A 17,877-nucleotide genomic window follows, 5' to 3' on the forward strand; every position below is an offset into this window, starting at 1 on the left:
GCTCTGGAGCCATCATGCGCCTGTCCCGCTATTTCCTGCCTGTTCTGAAAGAGACCCCCTCCGAGGCCCAAATTGTCAGCCACCGCTACATGCTGCGCGCCGGAATGATCAAGCAATCCTCTGCTGGCATCTATTCCTGGTTGCCGCTTGGCTTCAAAGTGCTGAAAAAGCTTGAAGGCATCGTGCACGAAGAGCAGCAGCGCGCCGGCCACATTCCGATGCTGATGCCCACCATCCAATCGGCGGATCTGTGGCAAGAGTCCGGTCGCTATGATGACTATGGGGCCGAAATGCTGCGCATCAGCGACCGCCATGGCCGCGATATGCTGTATGGTCCCACCAATGAAGAGCTGATCACCGATATTTTCCGTGCCAACGTCAGTTCCTACAAGGATCTGCCGCTGACCCTCTATCATATCCAGTGGAAATTCCGCGATGAGATCCGTCCGCGCTTTGGCGTGATGCGGGGGCGCGAATTCTACATGAAAGACGGGTATAATTTCGACCTCACCCAGGAGGACGCGCTGCACGCCTATAACCGTCACCTGGTCAGCTACCTGCGCACCTATGAACGCATGGGCCTGCAAGCCATTCCGATGCGCGCTGACGGCGGGCCAATTGGTGGCGATTATACCCATGAGTTCCTGGTGCTGGCGGAAACCGGTGAAAGCGAGGTCTTTTATGATAGCGCCGTCACCGATCTGAGTTTTGGGGATCGTGAAATCGACTATGACAGTGTCGAGCAGTGTCAGAGCGTGCTGGAGGAGTTCACCTCAAAATATGCCCGCACCGATGAGACCCACGATGCGGCGCTGTTCAACGAGGTGCCAGAAGAGCGCCGCCGGGTGGCGCGCGGTATCGAGGTTGGCCAGATCTTCTATTTTGGCACCAAATATTCCGAGGCCATGGGCGCAACCGTGCAGGGGCCAGACGGCAAACCCACCCCGGTTCACATGGGCTCGCATGGCATTGGTGTGTCGCGTCTGTTGGGCGCCATCATCGAAGCCAGCCATGACGACAAGGGCATCATCTGGCCCGAAGGCGTGACGCCGTTCCACTGTGGTATCGTCAACCTCAAGCAGGGCGATGACGAGGCAGACGCTGCCTGTAACCAGCTGTATGCGGCGCTGACCGCACTGGGGCTGGAGCCGCTTTATGATGACCGTAAAGAACGCGCCGGCGGCAAATTTGCCACCATGGATCTGATTGGCCTGCCCTGGCGCATCACTGTTGGCCCCCGTGGTCTGAAAAACGGTGTGGTTGAACTGACCTCGCGTCGCAGCGGCGAAAGCGAAGAGCTGAGCCCGGAAGATGCGGTGAAAAAGATCGCCGCAATCTATGCCAAGCACGGGGCCACCCGGGGTTTCTGATCCCAGATTGGGCGGCAAGACTTACATGGCGTCTAGGGGAGGCGGGCCAGATGGCGCGCCTCCCCTTTTTTGAATTTACGGTATGTTCCGCGTTATGAGGCGCGGCTGAATTTGGCATCCGCTGGCATGTGGGCATCAAACAGGCTGGCAATAATCCGGGTCATCGGGCGTCCATCTTCGGTGATTTCCAGCTTTGCATCCGTCAGGCTGACCAGATCGCCAAAGCGGCCAACCACCTGGTCCAGATCCGCGTCCAGCCCGGCGGTCAACGTGCCAAATTGCTGCGTGAGAGCCTCTCGATCCAAGGCAAAATCACACATGATCATTTCAATGGCGCGGGCGCGCATCAGGTCTTCCTGCGTCATCTCGTGGCCTCGTGCGCCAGCCAGGTGCCCGGCTTCGATATGTTTGATATAGGCCGGAGTGGCCGCGGCATTCTGCACATAGCCACCTGGAAGCCGCGAGATGGACGAGGCACCAATACCAATGAGGGCGGGGCAGATGTCTTCTGTATAGCCCTGAAAATTGCGTCGCAGATGACCGCTGCGCGCCGCCTTGGCCAGGCCGTCGTCCGGCAGGGCAAAGTGGTCGATACCAATGGCTTGGAACCCGGCTTCGGCAAAGGCGGTTGCCGATTGTCCCGCCAGGGCAAAGCGCGCCTGATCATCCGGCAGAACCGTCTCATCAATCAGCTTTTGGCGCTTGGCAACCCAAGGCACATGGGCATATCCAAACAGGGCGATGCGGTCGGGCTTGAGGCTCAGCACCTTGTCCAGCGTATCCGCCATGCGAGCCGGGGTTTGATGCGGCAGACCGTAGACCAGATCGGCATTCAGCGAGGTAATCCCGGCAGCGCGCAGATCTTCGACACAGGCCAGGGTTGCCTCATAGGGCTGCTGGCGGCCAATGGCCTCTTGCACCAGGGGATCAAAATCCTGGATGCCAATACTGGCCCGGTTCATGCCCTCGGCGGCAAGGGCGGCGATTTTGTCCCGGTCCACCAGGGTTGGGTCGATTTCCACCGAGAACTCCCAGTCCGGTGTCTGCGCAAACACGTCTTTGACGGCGCGCGCCAGCCTGTGGATCAAAGCAGGGGGCAGAATGGTGGGTGTGCCACCGCCCCAATGCAGCCGCCCCATGCGCAGGCCCTTTGGCAGGGTGTCTGCCAGCAAGGCCAGCTCGGCCTCCAGCGTGCCTATATAGCTCTCAACCGGGCTCAGCGATTGGGTGCCCTGGGTGCGGCAGGCGCAGAACCAGCAAAGGCGTTCGCAAAAGGGGATGTGGATATAGACCGAGACCGGAACCTTTGGGTCCAGGGCTGCCAGCTGTCGCTGTTGCGACATCAGCCCGATATTGGGGCTAAACACCGGCGCGGTGGGATAGGAAGTATAGCGGGGCACGCGGCTGTCAAAAAGCCCAAGCGCAGCAAGGCGATCAATCTGTTTCATGACTCCCATTTGTCCCTTAATCCGTGATCTCGCTTTGCGCAGGATCAAATAGGGAAGAAAATTTGGTCCTCTTACTTCCCTCTTTACCCGCCCTCTGACCTCCCTCTGGCTGGCGGGATAAGCTGTTGAAAAGAAACCTGACTATGAAAACCTCCCCGGATCCTGCCTGCTATTGCACGGTGTCGTGATTTTTTATGGCCCTAGCTTCGCTTTTCCGTTTGACGCCCGCCGCGCATCGCCTTATACGGCCCCAACACGACACCTGCCCAGGTGGCGGAATTGGTAGACGCGCTAGCTTCAGGTGCTAGTATTGGCAACGATGTGGAGGTTCGAGTCCTCTCCTGGGCACCAAGATCACTCCCCTAAAAATCAACAAGATATGTTTTTTAAGGGGTTTGCCATTTTGAGTTCTCAAATTGCCCCACAAACTGCTCCACCTTATGGGGTCCGCATCCCGACCAGAATCTACTCGCTGAAGCTGCGAGGGCGGAGACCAAAGCGACAGGAAAATCCTCCGCATACACTGGCTACGAAATGCGCCTCTCGACAACCGTCTGACAAACCCAGGCCATCCTCGACAACTGCACCGCCCCGCTATCCGGGTTGGCCCAGAATTGCGTTCTCCGCGGTATCACCGCCGATTTCTGTCAAAAGGCGTGCCGACGCTTGAGCAGCAGAAGGTATGGGTGTCGGCACGCATGAGATTGGTTGTCTAAACCAGTCCCTGGGCATCTCTGCCCTCAAGATGACGGCGCCGATGATAGGCGCCGTCTTGGCTCATTCTTGAAGAAGATCGTCAATCAGACGCTCCGCTTTCGCATAGTCGATGACTTCGGTGGCGGCTTCGTACAGGCCGACCGGATTCCCGACAGCGACCGCCAGAGAATGTGCGCGCGTATCGAAATGGCGCTCATGATGGCCGCCATGCACTTTGTGCTCATCGGCGATCCACGTTGTCTGAATACCTTTTTCGATTTCTACCCGCATGAAATCGATCAAGATCTCCAGGTCGCGCAAAAGTGGCTCAGTGAGCAGTGCATCCGCATGCAGGTGGCGTTTCACTGCCTCGGCAAGCACGCACCTATGCGGAGGCAGTGACGGGATGATGACTTCATGGAGCTGGTCACGCACGATGCGCGCTTGCATCACTGCATCCGCAGTTAACGCCAACAGAAACTCTCGGTGGGAAAGTTCTGCGCTCATTTCAGGTCTCCCATTTTTTGGGCTTCGACGCTGTAATGAGGACCTTGTGTGCCATTGACATCAATCGAACAGCCAAGAAGTCCCGAGACGGTCGGAGAGTTGCGCAATGCTTGGGCCAGACCCTCCGCCAGCAGGCAGATATCCTCGACGACCGGATCGGCGGGGTCAATGGCCGCGAAGACCCCTGATTCAATCCGACCAGGATCGTCGACGTGTTCGAGAAAAAGGATTTCCCGCAGCTGCTTGAGCAGACCTGCAGTCCTACGCGACGGCGCAAGCTCCCGGCTCAAGGCCGAAGGCGAAGGCGAGTGGAATGCTCGCAAGCAGGGTGGTCCAAAACGTCGGCTCTGGCGCAAGATACACATAGGAATTGACAAAGAAATGCCATGACGCGAGTGCCGCTCGTGGTGCCCATGCTGTCCTACCACCACGCAAGAACGCCAAACCGCGGCAACCCACCCCGGCCGGAGCCATCGCTCGGAACGATGCAGTGGATGCCTCGCGCTACCTCGACGAACCATTTGGAAGCGATGCAGCGGATATCACCGCAGGAGCCGCGTCGAGACCAAGATGCACTGTGTGAAGCAATTGGACCAATCCTTGATGGCCCGAGACTTCGAGCGATAGATCGCTGAGATCCAATTCCGGATCGCCGTCTTGAACCACTACACCGCTCTTGGCAAACCTGTCACAGAGCCCGCAGGATAACTCCGTCCGGGGAAAGGGGGATTCTGTCCTTCAGACGATTTGCGTAACAAAGCCGGGCCACTTCACTAAGCCTCCAGGTTACTCGTCTGGTGATTGTGCATGATAGCGAATAAACTCGCCCCATTTCTGGCTAGACGGGACAGTTCCCGGCAGATAATAAATTGCCACTAAACAGGCCGTAGCGAAATCTGCTTCGGGGCAGTGCCAAAAAATGGAGCAGACATGTCAGTAACCCAACTTGCAGATCAGGGCGATTTTGAAAAGCTACAGATTGAAGTCGCTGAATTGATTGTGAAGGCATTGGTTCTGGATGACGTGACTGCTGCGGAAATCGATTTTGATGCTCCTCTGTTCGGTGAGGGGCTTGGGCTTGACTCCATCGACGCCCTGGAAATCGCCTTTGCCATCAGCGAGACCTATGGCTTCAAACTGCGCTCCGATGATGAGCGTAACGAAGAGATCTTCTCTTGCGTGCGTGCTCTTTCCAGTCACATCGCGGAAAACCGCAAGACGTGAGCCTAAATCCAGCAGGCTGGCCTCCTCATCTGAGGGCGGCCGTCACGGGTGCCTTGCTTGTCTCCTGCTGGCTGTTTGCTTCGCCTCTGCTGAATGCTGTATTCATTCTGTTCACCCTGCATGTCTTTTCGCTGTTCTTGCGTGATGTCTGCGGCCTTCAATGGGCCAGACTAATCCTGCTGAGGATCGGGGGGGCCTTGGGGGTACTCCTGGCGTTCTGGAAGCCAGAGCTGCAATTTGTGCCCTATCTCGCCGTCATCGCAATCAACCTGAGCATGGCCTATGTCTTTGGCCACAATCTACTGCGCGGGCAGCCCAGCGTTTTGCTCCAGTTCGTCACCGCCGCTCATCTAGGACCAAACCCATCTGCAGAGTTCACGGCCTACCTAAGGCGGCAATGCGGGGTCTGGCTGGGCGTCGGTCTGTTTTGCGCTGGTTTGGGCCTACTGGCCCTTGGGAGTGAACCCCTGCGCCCCCTTGCTAGCGTGATATTGGTCACGCTTCTGGTTGCTCAGGTGCTGTGGTTTGTCATATCTCATGAAATTGCCCGCCTCCGGTTTAAACGGCCGGAAACCTGGCAGCGCTCTATATCATTGATAATGCAGCGTGATACCTGGAAGAAATTGGACATCTGAACATGTATGCAGCAGACAGAAACCTGTTCTTTTCAAAAGATGGCACTATTGATCAAAAGCAATTTGTCACCGATATTGCTGCCCTGCGCGGTCAGGTGCAGGGGGCGGGATCGATCTGCAACCTGTTTCAGGATCGCTACCAATTCTCCCTCGGCATTGTCGCCGGGTTGTTGAACAAACAAACGATTGTCCTGCCGCCGTCGCTGGCACCAGAGGCGATCCGCTCCGCGATTTCCGATGCGCCCGCCCCAGTTATTCTGAGCACCAACGCAGATCATGACGCGCTTGCACCCCGCCTGTCGTTTGAAGCTGCGCAGCCCGGAGAGGTAGAGGTTCGGGATTTTGCAACACTGCTGCAAGACAGTTCCACAGAAATTCGCGTCTATAGCTCAGGCTCGACCAAGCAGCCAAAATGTAACGTCAAAACCTGGAAGATGCTACGCGGCGGTGCGGCGATAACCGATCAGATCATTCAGGATCTGGATGCGTCCCCATCAGAGGTCGGGCTGCTGGGCACCACGCCGCATGGTCATATGTACGGGCTGGAAGCCACAATCTTTGCCACGCTTGGTTTTGGCCACGCGACCTATCGGGACACCATTTTTTATCCCGCCGACCTGGAAGCGGCGGTTGAGGCGGCGCGCGCCTGCGGAATTTCCAAACTTGTACTGATCACCAGCCCTGCACATCTGCGGTTTCTTGAGGCTGCCATTTTGGCCGCACCGGAAATCATCTGCGTGCTCTCCGCCACAGCACCCTTCCCTCAGGCGCTGGCTCAGAAACTGGCCCGCAGAGAAAACCTGAAGGTCATGGAGATATATGGCAGCACCGAGACCGGCTCCATGGCGCTGCGACAAACCGCACATGAACAGGCTTGGAGCCTCTCGGCTGGGTTTGAGCTGAAAAAGGCGCAGGCAACCTGCCTGGCATTTGCACCGCATCTGCCAGAACCTATCGCGCTGGAAGACGAGATCGAGCAACATCCCGATGGGCGCTTTACCTTGCTTGGCCGCGCCGGCGACATGGTGAGCGTGCGGGGAAAGCGGAACAGGCTTGCGGCCTTGAATGCGATCCTTTCGGAGGTTTCCGAAATATCCGATGGGGTTTTCCTGCACGCCAAGCGCAGCGAGTCCGATGCCCTGGCCATAGCAGTGGTGCCGCCTCTGGACAGTTCCCTGTCAGAAACAGAGATACGCAGCCTGGTGCGCCGCCACCTCTTGCGCCATCTCGACGCGGCCTTTGTTCCTAAAAAGCTGTTATTTTTACCCGAAATTCCCCGCTCTGCTACCGGAAAGATCACCCGCGCAACAACGCTAGAACTGTTGAAAAAAGCCGGATTGCAGAGCTAGCCCGCTGTCTGTGCGCTTTGGCTCGGGTCCGCGAATTTTGGCTCGCAGGCTTATACCTGCGGAGCCATCAGTTTTGCCGCCTCCGTGCGAACGCTTTCTTCCAGCTCTGCTGCAAATTCATTTGGGTTTTTGCCTGCTTCGATGGGCGGCAGAAACCGCAACGTAATCACTGCGGGTGGTTTTGTCGCGTAGCCCGATGGCCAATGAAGACCTGAATCCGTCACAAAAGGCACAACCGGCACACCGCAGTGTTTGTACAGGATCTCAAACCCACGCGCGTAGGGGCGGGTTTCTCCGATGGGAACGCGGGACCCTTCTGGAAAAATGACCATACTCCTACCTTCGCGGATCGAGGTCTTGCCCTCTTTCAACAGGCGGCGGATGTTTTTGCCTGGGGTCTCGGGATCAATGGGGGTCATTGGCGCATGTTTCAAACCCCAACCGAACACCGGAATAGACATAGCAGCGCGCTTGGTCACCATGTTCACATGGGGCACCAGCACCGTCATCATCACAGATTCCCAGGCGGTAAGGTGATTGCCCATATAGATCACAGGCCCAGCGGGAATGTGTTCCCGACCTTCGATCTTGTAAGTCACCCCAAGGATGTATTTGGCACCATAAATATACCCACAGGACCAAAACCGAAGCAATCGGCGCACCAACACCGGCGTTGGCCGCCAATGCAGGTAAAAAATGATGCAGGCGCCTGCTGTAATACTGACCAGGAAAACGAAGGCTTCATAGACACGGGTTCTCAGCCAGGCAGCTAAATATGGCAAAAGCCGTTTTGACTGAACGTTTTCTTCGCGGGCAAAGGTATTCATGACTTCCATCAGCTTGGTACGAGGGCAAAACCGTCTATACACGTCGAATGTAACGCTACAAACACCTTTTAAAACCACTGCGCCGTGTAGGTTTAGCACCTTGCAGGGCTGGCAGGCTTGATTTCTCTACTGGTATAAGTTGCGCTGAAGAGCCAAGGATCTGATTCGAGAGTTTTGGCCGAATATCTAGGCGACAAGGTCTTATCAATGTCCGACGGCAACAAACCAATCGTAGTTGGTGAGTATTACGAGTCACACGCAGAAAAGCAGGCCTTCCTGCGTCAGGTGTTTGACGACACTGCTAAAAACTATGAGGCCATCGCAAAATGGGGCTGGTTCGGCTCTGGCGACTGGTATCGCCGCGAGGCCCTGCGCCGCAATGGTGTGACCTCCGAGATGCGGGTGCTTGATGTTGCCACCGGCACCGGTCAGGTGGCACGGGCGCTGATGACCATTCTGGATGACCCCAAACAGATTGAATGCGTTGAACCCTCGGCCGGCATGATCGCAGAGGCCAAGAAACGTGTTCCGGTGACTTTTCACCAGTCCACAGCGGAAAAACTACCCGTTGAAAACCAAAGCTTCGACTTTCTGACCATGGGGTTTGCCCTGCGTCATGTGGACAGCCTAGATGACAGTTTCACTGAGTATCACCGCGTTCTGAAAGACGGCGGCAAGGTGCTGATCATGGATGTGACAGTACCAGAAAAAGCCATTCCCAAGGCCCTGTTCCGTCTCTACTTCAAGCATATCCTGCCTACAGTGGCGATGATCCTGACCAGAGACCGTAATGTGTTTCGTCTGATGCGCTATTACTGGGAATCCATGGATCAGATGGTACCAATAGAAAACGTATTGGACAGCCTGCGCAAAGCCGGGTTCACAACGGTCGAGCACAACTCGTTGCTGGGCTGTTTTTCCGAATATGTCGCGCGCCGATAGCGGACGCTGATCCCTCATGGCCAGTCCTTTTGCTCTGATCCCGGCACACAACGAGATCCTGACCGTTCGGCAGGTGGTCGAGGAAACCATCCCTTTGGTGGACAAGGTCATTGTGGTCGATGATGGATCAACGGATGGCACGGCGGGCTCCTTATCCAGCACCGGCGCTACTGTGCTGCGTCACGAAACCAACCTGGGCAAGGGGGATCGCCTGGTCGAAGGCTTCCAGTCGGCACTGGACAAAGGTGCAACGGCAGTGATCGTGCTGGATGCTGATATGCAGCACGACCCTGCGGATATCCCCAAGTTTCTGGCGCAGCATCAGGATAATCCCCTGGCCATTGTCATGGGGGATCGCTCTGCCGATATGGCAAACATGCCCGGGTCCCGCCGCAAAGGCATCAAATTTGGCAACTTCTTTATTGGCTGGGCCTGCGGCCGCCGGATCAAGGACGCCCAATGTGGCATGCGGCTCTACCCCGCGACCGCATTGAAGCGGCTGGACATTCCCAGGCGCCATATTGGGGGGTTCAAATTTGAAACCGCCGCACTGCTCTATGCTGCGGAGAAGGGAATTCCCTTTGAATACGTGCCCCTGAAAGCCCGCTATGAGGGCTTTGTCCTGCGCCCAAGCCACTTTGACCCCCTGCGTGACTTCATGCGGCTGTTTGGGCTTGTCACCGAATTTCTACTTCTTAGAGGCCTGCGCCCAATGGGCTTTTTGAAGGCCTTGGGACTTATTGACCAGAAACATAATCGAGGAGAGACGAAATGAAACTTTTGACCTATGCCTTCCTGGGCGCCCTGGCCCTGCAACCGCTGACAGCGACAACCGCGGCGGCTTTGCAGAAAGTCCGGACGTCCTATGTTCAGCTCAGCGAAGTGACATCAAAGAACACCACGATCCGTGGTGTGGAGAATGCCCTTAAAACCTGCAGCTCGGCACGTGGCTGGAAGTTCAGCCGTGTCGCACAAGGCAAATTGATCGGCCAACTGACGGTGCGCGGCAAACATTATGTTGAAGTTGACGTTGAATACAGCAGCCAGGCCTTCAAGATCTCTTACAGAGACTCGAAGAACATGAAATTCGACGCCGAAAAGAACACCATCCACAAACGCTACAACAGCTGGATCGAAAACCTGACCAACGATGTGATCTTTTGCCTGAAGTAACCCCCAACTATCCAATCCGGCACATCTGCTCGGAGGCTTGGCTGTGCAGCTGATCAGATCAGAGGGCGTTGATCCCAAGTCCAGGTGCCTGGACGGCCATTTCCCCGGGAACCCAATTGTTCCCGGGGCGGTTCTGTTGGGTCTGGCCGAACAGGCCTTACGCGACATCGGATATGAGATGAAATGCGTTCAACGCATGAAGTTTCTGCGCCAACTCATCCCAGATCAGCCGTATGAAATCACCTTGGAAATAGGGGCAGGGGGTACCCTTGCGAAACTTGCGTGGATCTCAGGGACAGAAACCCTGGCAAATGCGCGGGTAGAACTGCGGCCGACCAATGGCTGAGCAAGAAACCGGGGTGGACCAGGCGACTGGCTGGACCAAAGCCAGGGAATCTGGGTCTTTGTGGCAGTTGAAATTCATGCGGCTACTGGCAAGCAGACCCCCAAGCCTGATATACGTGCCCCTGCTCTGGGGTATTGCACTGGTCTTTGCGATCGACAAACGACGGTTGAGCACCCGAGCCTCGATCGCCTTTCTCACCCGCATTCTGGGCCGCGCGCCAACGCTGTTGGAACGCATGCGGCACGCCAGGACCTTCAGCCATGCCTTCTTTGACCGGGTGCGGTTGTTGGGGCGCGGGGTTGAGCAGTTTACCGTGTCGACGCGCGGTGCGGAGCCTATTCAAGACCTGGTAAACCAGGGCAAAGGGGCCGTGTTGCTAGGCGCGCATTACGGTAGTTTTGAAGCCCTCAGAGCGTTGGATCGAGAGCTTCCAGGCCTGTCGGTTCGCTATATGATGTTCACGCAACACGCCAGCAAAAGCACCGGCATTTTGGAAGGCATCAACCCGGACGTCAGCGAAAAGATCATCGCTTTGGAAAATGGCCCCATGGCCATGATCCAGGTTTCTGATGCCCTGAGCCGCGGCGAGTTTGTGGCCATTCTGGGGGATCGGCTGCCCGATGCGACTGTACGTGCAAAACAGGATGTCTCATTTCTGGGCGATGATATAGAAGTGCCCCTATCCCCCTACCTGACTGCAATGGCAGCCAGGGTTCCAATTATCCTTAGTTTCGCCAGATGGGAATCCAGAGACCACTATGCCGCTGAATTCACACAGTTCTATGATGGGGCGCCTGTGCCACGACCCGAGCGCGCTGAAGCCGCTGCACATATGGCGCAGGACTATGCAAAGGCTCTTGAAGGCTGGTGTCGCGTCGATCCTTATAACTGGTTCAACTTCTTCGATATCTGGCGCCGCTGAGCCAAGCTGCTCGCAGCCGGCCCCTGCAACGCTGGAGCTCGCCTTGAGGGCTGAGCCCATTTCTGTGGACGGCTCAGTGGCCTACGTGGAAACCATTGTACATCCGGCCTTTGGCACTGCAGTCCAAAATGGCGGTGTCTTTGTCCTGACCCGCGATAAATCCCTGGTGCGGCGGCAAATCACGCCCAAAGCAGAAGATATGACAATCGGCGCCAAGACCATCACCATCCAGCGTGACGGAACAGAGATCACCCGCGCAATTCCCAAACGCATGCATGCGTTTTTTACTATCCTGCAAGCGGCAGTGTTCAATCAGGGCATTTCTGAACTGCCGCCGCTGCCCCATAAGATTACATCCACATCAACGGGCTGGACCGCCCGCATTTCGCTGCGCCAAAATGGCGGCGGCAGCATTGTCTTTTCCGGCTGTGGCGAGACCTTGCAGGCCATCGACCTTGAAATGGCAGGCAATCAAAACCGTCAAATCAGGTTTGTGTCGCAATGACGCGGATTATCTTGGCTGTTCTGGGTCTGATCGGACTGGTGTTGCTCTTGGCGCCCTGGGTCACGATCAGCTCTGACACCGAGGCCCTGACCGTCGGGGACAATGCCGGGCTCCCCTCTCTCACCGATGGTACCGGGCTGGATGTGCTTGTCGCGCTCAGCCACCAGCAGGTCTCCCAGCGCAACAGAGCAGCAAAAGAAATTGCACACCACCTGAGGCAAGACCCTTTGGTCGATGAGGTTCTTGTCACCACGCCGGCCCCCTCGGAAGAATTTGACAGCTGGGTCTGGGAAAACCGGCTCAAGCTGGCCCCGCCAGCACAGTCGGATCTGGAGAGCCAGAGCATGGTTCGGCGGCTCGTAGAGGCAAAAGACTATTTTTCCGATGCGGCGAGCATCGTGTTTGGGGACCGTTTTCTGCGGGATCCAACAGGAAGCTATTGGCGCATCATAAAGCGGTTTGAGAGCCCCGGAGACGCCTTCCCGGTTGTAAACGGCGTTTGGCAATCCAACGATAACTCCGCAGCAATTCTGCATATCCGCTTGGTACAGTTCCCCTTTGACGCCCAGGCGCTACAGGATTGGTCATCGGCACTGCGTGACCTTGCCGCTCATAAGGGGATGACGGCGCATCTGCTAGGGGTCCGGGTGATCGCCGCAGAGACCACCCAGTTCAACTCCACAGCCTCGGCGCGCGCCTCAACTATCGCCAGCCTGCTTTTGGTGATTTGGCTGATCTGGTCACTGCGCTCGGTGGCCTTGGTGGTGCATACCTTTCTCCCCCTCGCCCTGGGAGTGGCCGCAGCCATTGGCGTGGTCAATCTGGCATTTGGCTCGGTGCATATTCTGGCCCTGGCCTTTGGTGGCGTTCTTTTGGGGCTGGCACTGGACTATCCGATCCATGTCATGGCCCATCATGGCAGTCGCCGCAGCAATGCCAATAGGCTGATCCTGCTGGGCGCTGCCACCACCGGGCTTTCGTTTTTGGCCATGGTTGGCACACAGGTTCCCGCATTGGTTCAAGCCGGGGTCTTTATCCTGGTCGGGCTGTCCGTCGCCGCCATTGCCTCCGTCGTGATGCCCGTGCCCAAAAGGGCGGAAATACGCGGCATCGCGCTCAGCGCCTTTGGCTTTTACCTGCCTGCCAAGGCCTGGATCGAGGCCACGCTCATTGGGGCTGGGCTCGTCACAGTGGTACTGTTTAATCAACCACCCCCCATCACTCTCTTTGAACCGCCAGAGCACATCCGCACAGAGCTGGCGGAATTGAACCAAAAACTGGTCCTGCCCTCCAGCACTTATGCCATCGACGTAGAGGGCGAAACGCTCAGCGCGCTGCTTGAAAACGAGGTGCAACTGGCAGCAAAATTGGATCAGGCCATCGAAGACGGGGATTTGCACTCGTATCAGATGCTCTCTCAATGGCTCTCCCCCTCGCGCGCCCTTCACAGCTCAGTTTCCGACTTCCAAGCCGAGGCAGAACTGGCACTGGAGCAGGCAGGCATGGCCGTTGCCTTTGCCGAGCAACAGACCCTTGCGTTTGAACGCGCCCTCCTGGCCCCAGGCCTGCAGCCGGAAGACCTGAGCAGGTTCCCGGAATTGCAGGGCTTGGCCAGGCGGCTGTCGGTCTCAGAGGGGCGCTGGAAGGAAAGGGTTGAACTGGTCTTGCCACAGGGCAGCTCTCAGTTGGATCTGACCCTCACCACCCCAGGCGCTGAGCTGGTCGACCTACTGGCCCCCATTCGCCAAACCATGACAGATCTGCGCAGTCGCATTGCCTCCTGGCTTCTTGCTGGATTGCTCTGCGGTATGGGGGTGCTGGCTGTTGGACTGGGCAGCCGGAGTGAAGCCCTGCGCATTTTCCGCACTTGCTGCGCGGTTCTGGGCGGCAGCGCCTGCATCATCATCGCGGTTTACGGTGCGTTCAGCATCTTTCACATCGTCGCTATGGCTCTTGTTGTGGGAATTGGCGTGGATTATGATCTCATCCTGACCGGCATGAAGGGAGACAAAGACAGCAAGACCTCTGCCAGATCAGTCTTTGTATGCGCGGGATCCACCCTGATCGCCTTCCTTGTTCTTTCTCTTTCTGAAGTTCAGATCCTTCATCAGATAGGTACAACAGTGACTATGGGATTGATGTTGATGCTGTTTCTGACTCTTGCACAGACAAAACGAAATGAAGACCTATGACGAATTTACCAGGTGCCAATAATATCGGCATTTCCCATAGCGCGCTTGTGTCCTGCCTGGGTCGCGGACGTGCCGCCCATGTGACGGCGCTGCGTAATGGCACCTCCGGGTTGCGCGCAGACCATCATCTGGACCTGCCCTTCAGTTGTTTTCTCGGTGAAGTTGATGACCTGGCCGACCTCCGCTTTCCGGTAGAGCTGAGCGCCTATGACAATCGGGCCAACCGCCTGGCCCTGGCCGCACTGGGAAGCGATGGCTTTGATCAGGCAGCACTGGCAACGCGGGAAAAATGGGGCGCGCTACGCTGTGGCATCGTCATAGGCACCTCCACTGCAGGCGTTGAGATGCTGGAACGTGTTTATCGCGCGCGGGATGACGACGCTCCAATGCCCAAAAGCTATTCGATGCGCCATCATGACAGCCAACAGGCTGTTGCGGCTTTTCTGCAGGACTATCTGGATTTCCAGGGTCCAAGCTATTCGATTTCAACCGCCTGCTCCTCCTCGGCAAAGGCGCTGGTTGACGCCTATCAACTCATCGAGGCCGGTCTTTGTGATGCGGTGCTGGTTGGCGGTGTCGACAGTCTCTGCCTGACTTCGCTAAATGGGTTTGAATCCCTGGAACTGATCTCACGCAGCCCCTGTAAACCCTGTGACAGCAACCGTGATGGCCTGTCCATCGGCGAGGCCGCAGCCTTTTTGATCGTCGAACGTGACAGTAAAAACGGCATCCGGATGAGCGGTTTTGGCGAAAGCTCGGATGGAACCAATATGTCCACCCCTCCCGAAGACGGGGCCGGGGCCGCCACAGCAATCCGTCAGGCGCTTCAACGTGCCGACCTTACAGCGGGGGATATCGACTACGTCAATCTGCATGGCACCGCCACGATTGTGAATGACGCGGCCGAAGCTCAGGCCGTCAGCTCTGCGATCGGCGCGCAGGTCCCCGCCTCCTCTCTGAAAGGCGCCATTGGCCATACCCTGGGCGCCGCTGGTGCCGCCGAGGCGGTGTTATGTCTCTACGCGCTGGAACACGGCATCATTCCCGGCAACCCCGGCCTCGAAAAACTGGATCCCAAGGCCCTGCCAAACGTCGCCGCACAATGCCGCAACGCACCTTTGAAACATGTTGTCAGCAACTCGTTTGGCTTTGGCGGCTCCAACTGCGCATTGGTGCTAAGCCGATGACCCAGACACAGATCTTTGTAGATGCCGTTTCGCTGATCGCGCCCTCAAAAGAGCATACCGAGCCCCTGGCGAAATCACTTGCGACCGCCAATTTTACCACCTTCCCCGAAGGCTGGAAACCCAGCCCCGATAGCATCCCTGCACGCGCCCGTCGGCGCTATAGCCCGCAAACGCTTCTGGCGATACAGGCGGCGGAAAACATTGCCCCGGCACTGGCACAGGATGCAGCCTGGGTCTTTGGCTCCGCCTATGGAGAAGGCGAGACCCTACAGCTGATCCTGGAAGCGCTGCGCGGCCCGACCATGGCAATCCGACCCACCCGGTTCCAGAACTCGGTGCATAATGCGGCCTCGGGCCAGTGGACCATTGCACAGAGCATCAAGACAGCCGCCACCAGCATCTGTGGCGCCGATCATACCGCAGGATCCAGCCTGCTAAAGGCCCTGTTGCAGGTGCAGCTTGAACAGCGCCCCGTTGGGGTGGTGCTGTTTGATGCGCCGCTGCCTGCACCGCTTGATACATCACATTTCCTAACCTGCCCCGCTGGTGCCGGTCTGGCCCTGTCCAGCCGACAAAGCCCACAGTCCTTTGCCAGCATCGCCTTCTCGCTGGCACAACGGGCTGAAACACGCCCCCGGACCAGATATGCCCAAGCAGCGCTTGCAACCCTGAACCCGGTGTTTTCCATCCTGCCCCTATTTGAAAAACTAGTCGAAAGAGACGCAGGCGATGTTACTCTTGGGCTCAACGGTGGGATGAATTTAAACCTAGAGGTGACCCTGCTGTGACCTTTGACGACGTATTGGAACGCATGCCCCACAAGGGGGCAATGCGGCTGATTGAACGGATTATTTCGGTCGACGACACGGTAATCCACTGCCTGGGCGTGGCTCACGGTGAGGTAGATTACCCACTGCGGTTAAACGGTATCCTATACGCCGCCAATCTTGTTGAGCTTGGGGCACAAGCAGCAGCGGCCCATGCCTCGATTGGGGATTTGAAAGGCAACCATACTGGCCTGTTGATTGGTCTGCAGAACGTCAACCTCCTGACCTCCACAGTGATTGATTGCTCTGACAATCTGCATATCACGGCCCGTCAGCTGCATTTTGACGGCAACGGTGCCCTTTATGATTTTGAAATCAGCTCTCAGGAGCAAAGATACATCGAGGGTCGCGCAACCCTCAAGATGCAGGGAGAAGCAGAATGAAGCGGGCCTTGGTGGTAGGCGGATCCAGCCCGATTGGGCAGGCCGTGAGCAGTGAGTTGGCGGCAATGGGGATGCATGTCTTTGTTCATGCGAACAAAAATCTGGATCAGGCGCAGACCTGCGTGAACAACATCACGGCAAATGGCGGCAGCGCCGAGGCTCTGCAGCTGGACATTCTGGCCCCCGAGGCCGCCAATCAGCTGGAGGCGCTTGCCACAGAAGGGCCGATACAGGTGGTGGTGCATTGCGTCGGTGGGCAAATCGACAAACCCTTTGCCGCGATGGCGTTTGACGACTGGAAAAATGTCATCGACCTCAATCTGACAAGCTTTTACTCTGCGGTGCGGCCCCTGATCATGCCAATGCTGCGCAGCAGATGGGGGCGCATTATTGCGCTGTCTTCCCTCACGGCTGTGCGCGGCAATCGCGGCCAGACCAACTACGCCGCCGCAAAGGGCGGGTTCCTGCCCCTGATGAAATCCTTGACCCAGGAATACGGCTCGCGTGGCATCACCGCCAATGTGGTGGCCCCGGGGCTGATCGACACCGCCGAAACCACCAACCTCAGCAACTACGACGAATTGGTCAAAATGACGCCAGCACGCCGCGCCGGCACGGTCGCGGAAGTTGCCGCCCTCGTCGGCTATCTGGCCAGCGACAAGGCCGGGTTCATTTCCGGCCAGCAGATCAGCATTGATGGCGGCTGTTCCTAAGTCCCGCTTTGGCGGGGTCAGTATCGTTAATACAACCCTCAAGTTCAGCCAACAGATCTGAGCGGCTTTGTTGCGCAAATCGACTGAAGGACAGACTCCCCCTTTCCCCGGAGGGAGTTATCCTGCGGGTTCTGTGACAGGTACTGCTGGTCGTGACCTCCACGGCTCGCACTTCCAGCGTTTCTTTGTCAATTCCTATGTGTATCTTGCGCCAGAGCTGACGTTTTGGACCACCATGCTTGCGAGCATTCCACTCGCCTTTGCCTTCGGCCTTGATCCCCGTGCTGTCGACAAGGAGGTTTCGTGGGCCCTTGGAACCACGATAAGGCAGGTTCACGTTCAGTGTCTTTTGACCTCGGCTCAATGTGCTGAAATCCGGCGCAGACCAATCCAGACCCGGCAAACGCAACAGGCTCTGAACGACCCCCGTTCGCCAGTGGGCTCGAACCAGTGGCGCCTTCACTGGCTCACTCTGCCGAAGCGGCATTCCGAACAGCACCTTCAGGCTGAGGCCCGCCTGGATCGCCGCATCACTGAAACTCTGGGTTCGCCCGCGCTTACCATTCGGCGGCGGAACCCAGACCATCTCGGAGACGAGCTAAATGGACAGTAATCCGCGCTGCTTCAACTT

General features: G+C 57.2%; 18 protein-coding genes, 1 tRNA gene and 2 pseudogenes. 16 read left to right on the top strand and 5 right to left on the bottom strand.

From position 1 onward, the window contains the following. Positions 1-14 precede the first annotated feature (14 nt). The gene (proS, locus tag QZ268_RS12360; protein ID WP_295452974.1) at positions 15-1,370 is read left to right on the top strand and encodes a proline--tRNA ligase; all 1,356 of its coding nucleotides are present in this window, start codon (positions 15-17) and stop codon (positions 1,368-1,370) included. Between the two features lie 92 nt (positions 1,371-1,462). Here proS and hemN read toward each other — a convergent pair whose 3' ends face one another. Continuing rightward, the gene (gene hemN, locus QZ268_RS12365) at positions 1,463-2,818 is read right to left on the bottom strand and encodes an oxygen-independent coproporphyrinogen III oxidase (RefSeq protein WP_295452976.1); all 1,356 of its coding nucleotides are present in this window, start codon (positions 2,816-2,818) and stop codon (positions 1,463-1,465) included. 264 nt (positions 2,819-3,082) lie between these two features. Between hemN and QZ268_RS12370 the strand changes: the two genes are divergently transcribed. Beyond that, positions 3,083-3,169: transfer RNA gene (locus tag QZ268_RS12370), tRNA-Leu, on the top strand. A gap of 426 nt (positions 3,170-3,595) precedes the next feature. On the opposite strand, the gene QZ268_RS12375 is transcribed toward QZ268_RS12370, so the two are convergent. Together QZ268_RS12375 and QZ268_RS12380 are read right to left on the bottom strand one after the other, a co-directional pair. Beyond that, positions 3,596-4,021, bottom strand: a complete 426-nt coding sequence (locus QZ268_RS12375) for a hypothetical protein (RefSeq protein ID WP_295452978.1) — start codon at positions 4,019-4,021, stop codon at positions 3,596-3,598. Beyond that, positions 4,018-4,344 (bottom strand): hypothetical protein, encoded by a 327-nt coding sequence (locus QZ268_RS12380; protein ID WP_295453075.1) that lies wholly within the window; start codon positions 4,342-4,344, stop codon positions 4,018-4,020. The genes QZ268_RS12375 and QZ268_RS12380 overlap by 4 nt, the downstream gene beginning before the upstream one ends. Between QZ268_RS12380 and QZ268_RS12385 the strand changes: the two are divergent. The 4 genes and pseudogenes from QZ268_RS12385 to QZ268_RS12400 form a co-directional block, all read left to right on the top strand. Continuing rightward, positions 4,280-4,729, top strand: a pseudogene (locus QZ268_RS12385) (transposase); the annotation flags it as partial. The gene QZ268_RS12380 and the pseudogene QZ268_RS12385 overlap by 65 nt on opposite strands. A gap of 222 nt (positions 4,730-4,951) precedes the next feature. Continuing rightward, positions 4,952-5,245, top strand: coding sequence for a phosphopantetheine-binding protein (locus QZ268_RS12390; RefSeq protein WP_295452980.1), 294 nt, complete (start codon positions 4,952-4,954; stop codon positions 5,243-5,245). Next, positions 5,242-5,880, top strand: coding sequence for a hypothetical protein (locus QZ268_RS12395; protein WP_295452982.1), 639 nt, complete (start codon positions 5,242-5,244; stop codon positions 5,878-5,880). The genes QZ268_RS12390 and QZ268_RS12395 overlap by 4 nt, the downstream gene beginning before the upstream one ends. Positions 5,881-5,882: 2 nt before the next feature. After that, the gene (locus tag QZ268_RS12400; protein WP_295452985.1) at positions 5,883-7,229 is read left to right on the top strand and encodes an AMP-binding protein; all 1,347 of its coding nucleotides are present in this window, start codon (positions 5,883-5,885) and stop codon (positions 7,227-7,229) included. Positions 7,230-7,279: 50 nt separating this feature from the next. Here QZ268_RS12400 and QZ268_RS12405 read toward each other — a convergent pair whose 3' ends face one another. After that, a complete protein-coding gene (locus QZ268_RS12405) occupies positions 7,280-8,056 on the bottom strand; it encodes a lysophospholipid acyltransferase family protein (protein WP_295452989.1) in 777 nt (258 codons plus the stop codon). A gap of 207 nt (positions 8,057-8,263) precedes the next feature. On the opposite strand from QZ268_RS12405, the gene QZ268_RS12410 reads away from it, so the two are divergent. From QZ268_RS12410 to fabG, 10 genes are all read left to right on the top strand, one after another. After that, entirely contained in the window at positions 8,264-8,998 is a 735-nt protein-coding gene (locus QZ268_RS12410; RefSeq protein ID WP_295452992.1) for a class I SAM-dependent methyltransferase, read from the top strand. Positions 8,999-9,014: 16 nt separating this feature from the next. Then, positions 9,015-9,773: a glycosyltransferase family 2 protein gene (locus QZ268_RS12415; protein ID WP_295452994.1), complete on the top strand. Its 759-nt coding sequence runs from the start codon at positions 9,015-9,017 to the stop codon at positions 9,771-9,773. After that, positions 9,770-10,171 carry a hypothetical protein gene (locus QZ268_RS12420; RefSeq protein WP_295452997.1) on the top strand — a complete coding sequence of 134 codons (402 nt, stop codon included), beginning with the start codon at positions 9,770-9,772 and terminating at the stop codon, positions 10,169-10,171. Before QZ268_RS12415 ends, QZ268_RS12420 begins: the two co-directional genes overlap by 4 nt. Positions 10,172-10,509: 338 nt before the next feature. After that, entirely contained in the window at positions 10,510-11,439 is a 930-nt protein-coding gene (locus QZ268_RS12425; protein ID WP_295452999.1) for a hypothetical protein, read from the top strand. 76 nt (positions 11,440-11,515) lie between these two features. Further along, a complete protein-coding gene (locus tag QZ268_RS12430) occupies positions 11,516-11,944 on the top strand; it encodes a hypothetical protein (protein ID WP_295453002.1) in 429 nt (142 codons plus the stop codon). After that, a complete protein-coding gene (locus QZ268_RS12435; protein WP_295453004.1) occupies positions 11,941-14,136 on the top strand; it encodes an MMPL family transporter in 2,196 nt (731 codons plus the stop codon). The genes QZ268_RS12430 and QZ268_RS12435 overlap by 4 nt, the downstream gene beginning before the upstream one ends. After that, positions 14,133-15,323 carry a beta-ketoacyl-ACP synthase gene (locus QZ268_RS12440; RefSeq protein WP_295453007.1) on the top strand — a complete coding sequence of 397 codons (1,191 nt, stop codon included), beginning with the start codon at positions 14,133-14,135 and terminating at the stop codon, positions 15,321-15,323. Before QZ268_RS12435 ends, QZ268_RS12440 begins: the two co-directional genes overlap by 4 nt. Then, positions 15,320-16,111, top strand: coding sequence for a beta-ketoacyl synthase chain length factor (locus QZ268_RS12445; protein WP_295453010.1), 792 nt, complete (start codon positions 15,320-15,322; stop codon positions 16,109-16,111). The genes QZ268_RS12440 and QZ268_RS12445 overlap by 4 nt, the downstream gene beginning before the upstream one ends. After that, positions 16,108-16,533 (top strand): hypothetical protein, encoded by a 426-nt coding sequence (locus tag QZ268_RS12450; RefSeq protein ID WP_295453013.1) that lies wholly within the window; start codon positions 16,108-16,110, stop codon positions 16,531-16,533. Before QZ268_RS12445 ends, QZ268_RS12450 begins: the two co-directional genes overlap by 4 nt. Further along, a complete protein-coding gene (gene fabG / locus QZ268_RS12455) occupies positions 16,530-17,246 on the top strand; it encodes a 3-oxoacyl-ACP reductase FabG (RefSeq protein WP_295453015.1) in 717 nt (238 codons plus the stop codon). Before QZ268_RS12450 ends, fabG begins: the two co-directional genes overlap by 4 nt. Before the next feature lie 142 nt (positions 17,247-17,388). Here the strand turns inward: fabG and QZ268_RS12460 are convergent. Continuing rightward, positions 17,389-17,874 (bottom strand): annotated as a pseudogene (locus QZ268_RS12460) (transposase); the annotation flags it as partial. Between the last annotated feature and the right edge of the window lie 3 nt (positions 17,875-17,877).

The organism is uncultured Pseudophaeobacter sp. (genome assembly GCA_905479575.1).
Lineage (GTDB): Bacteria > Pseudomonadota > Alphaproteobacteria > Rhodobacterales > Rhodobacteraceae > Pseudophaeobacter.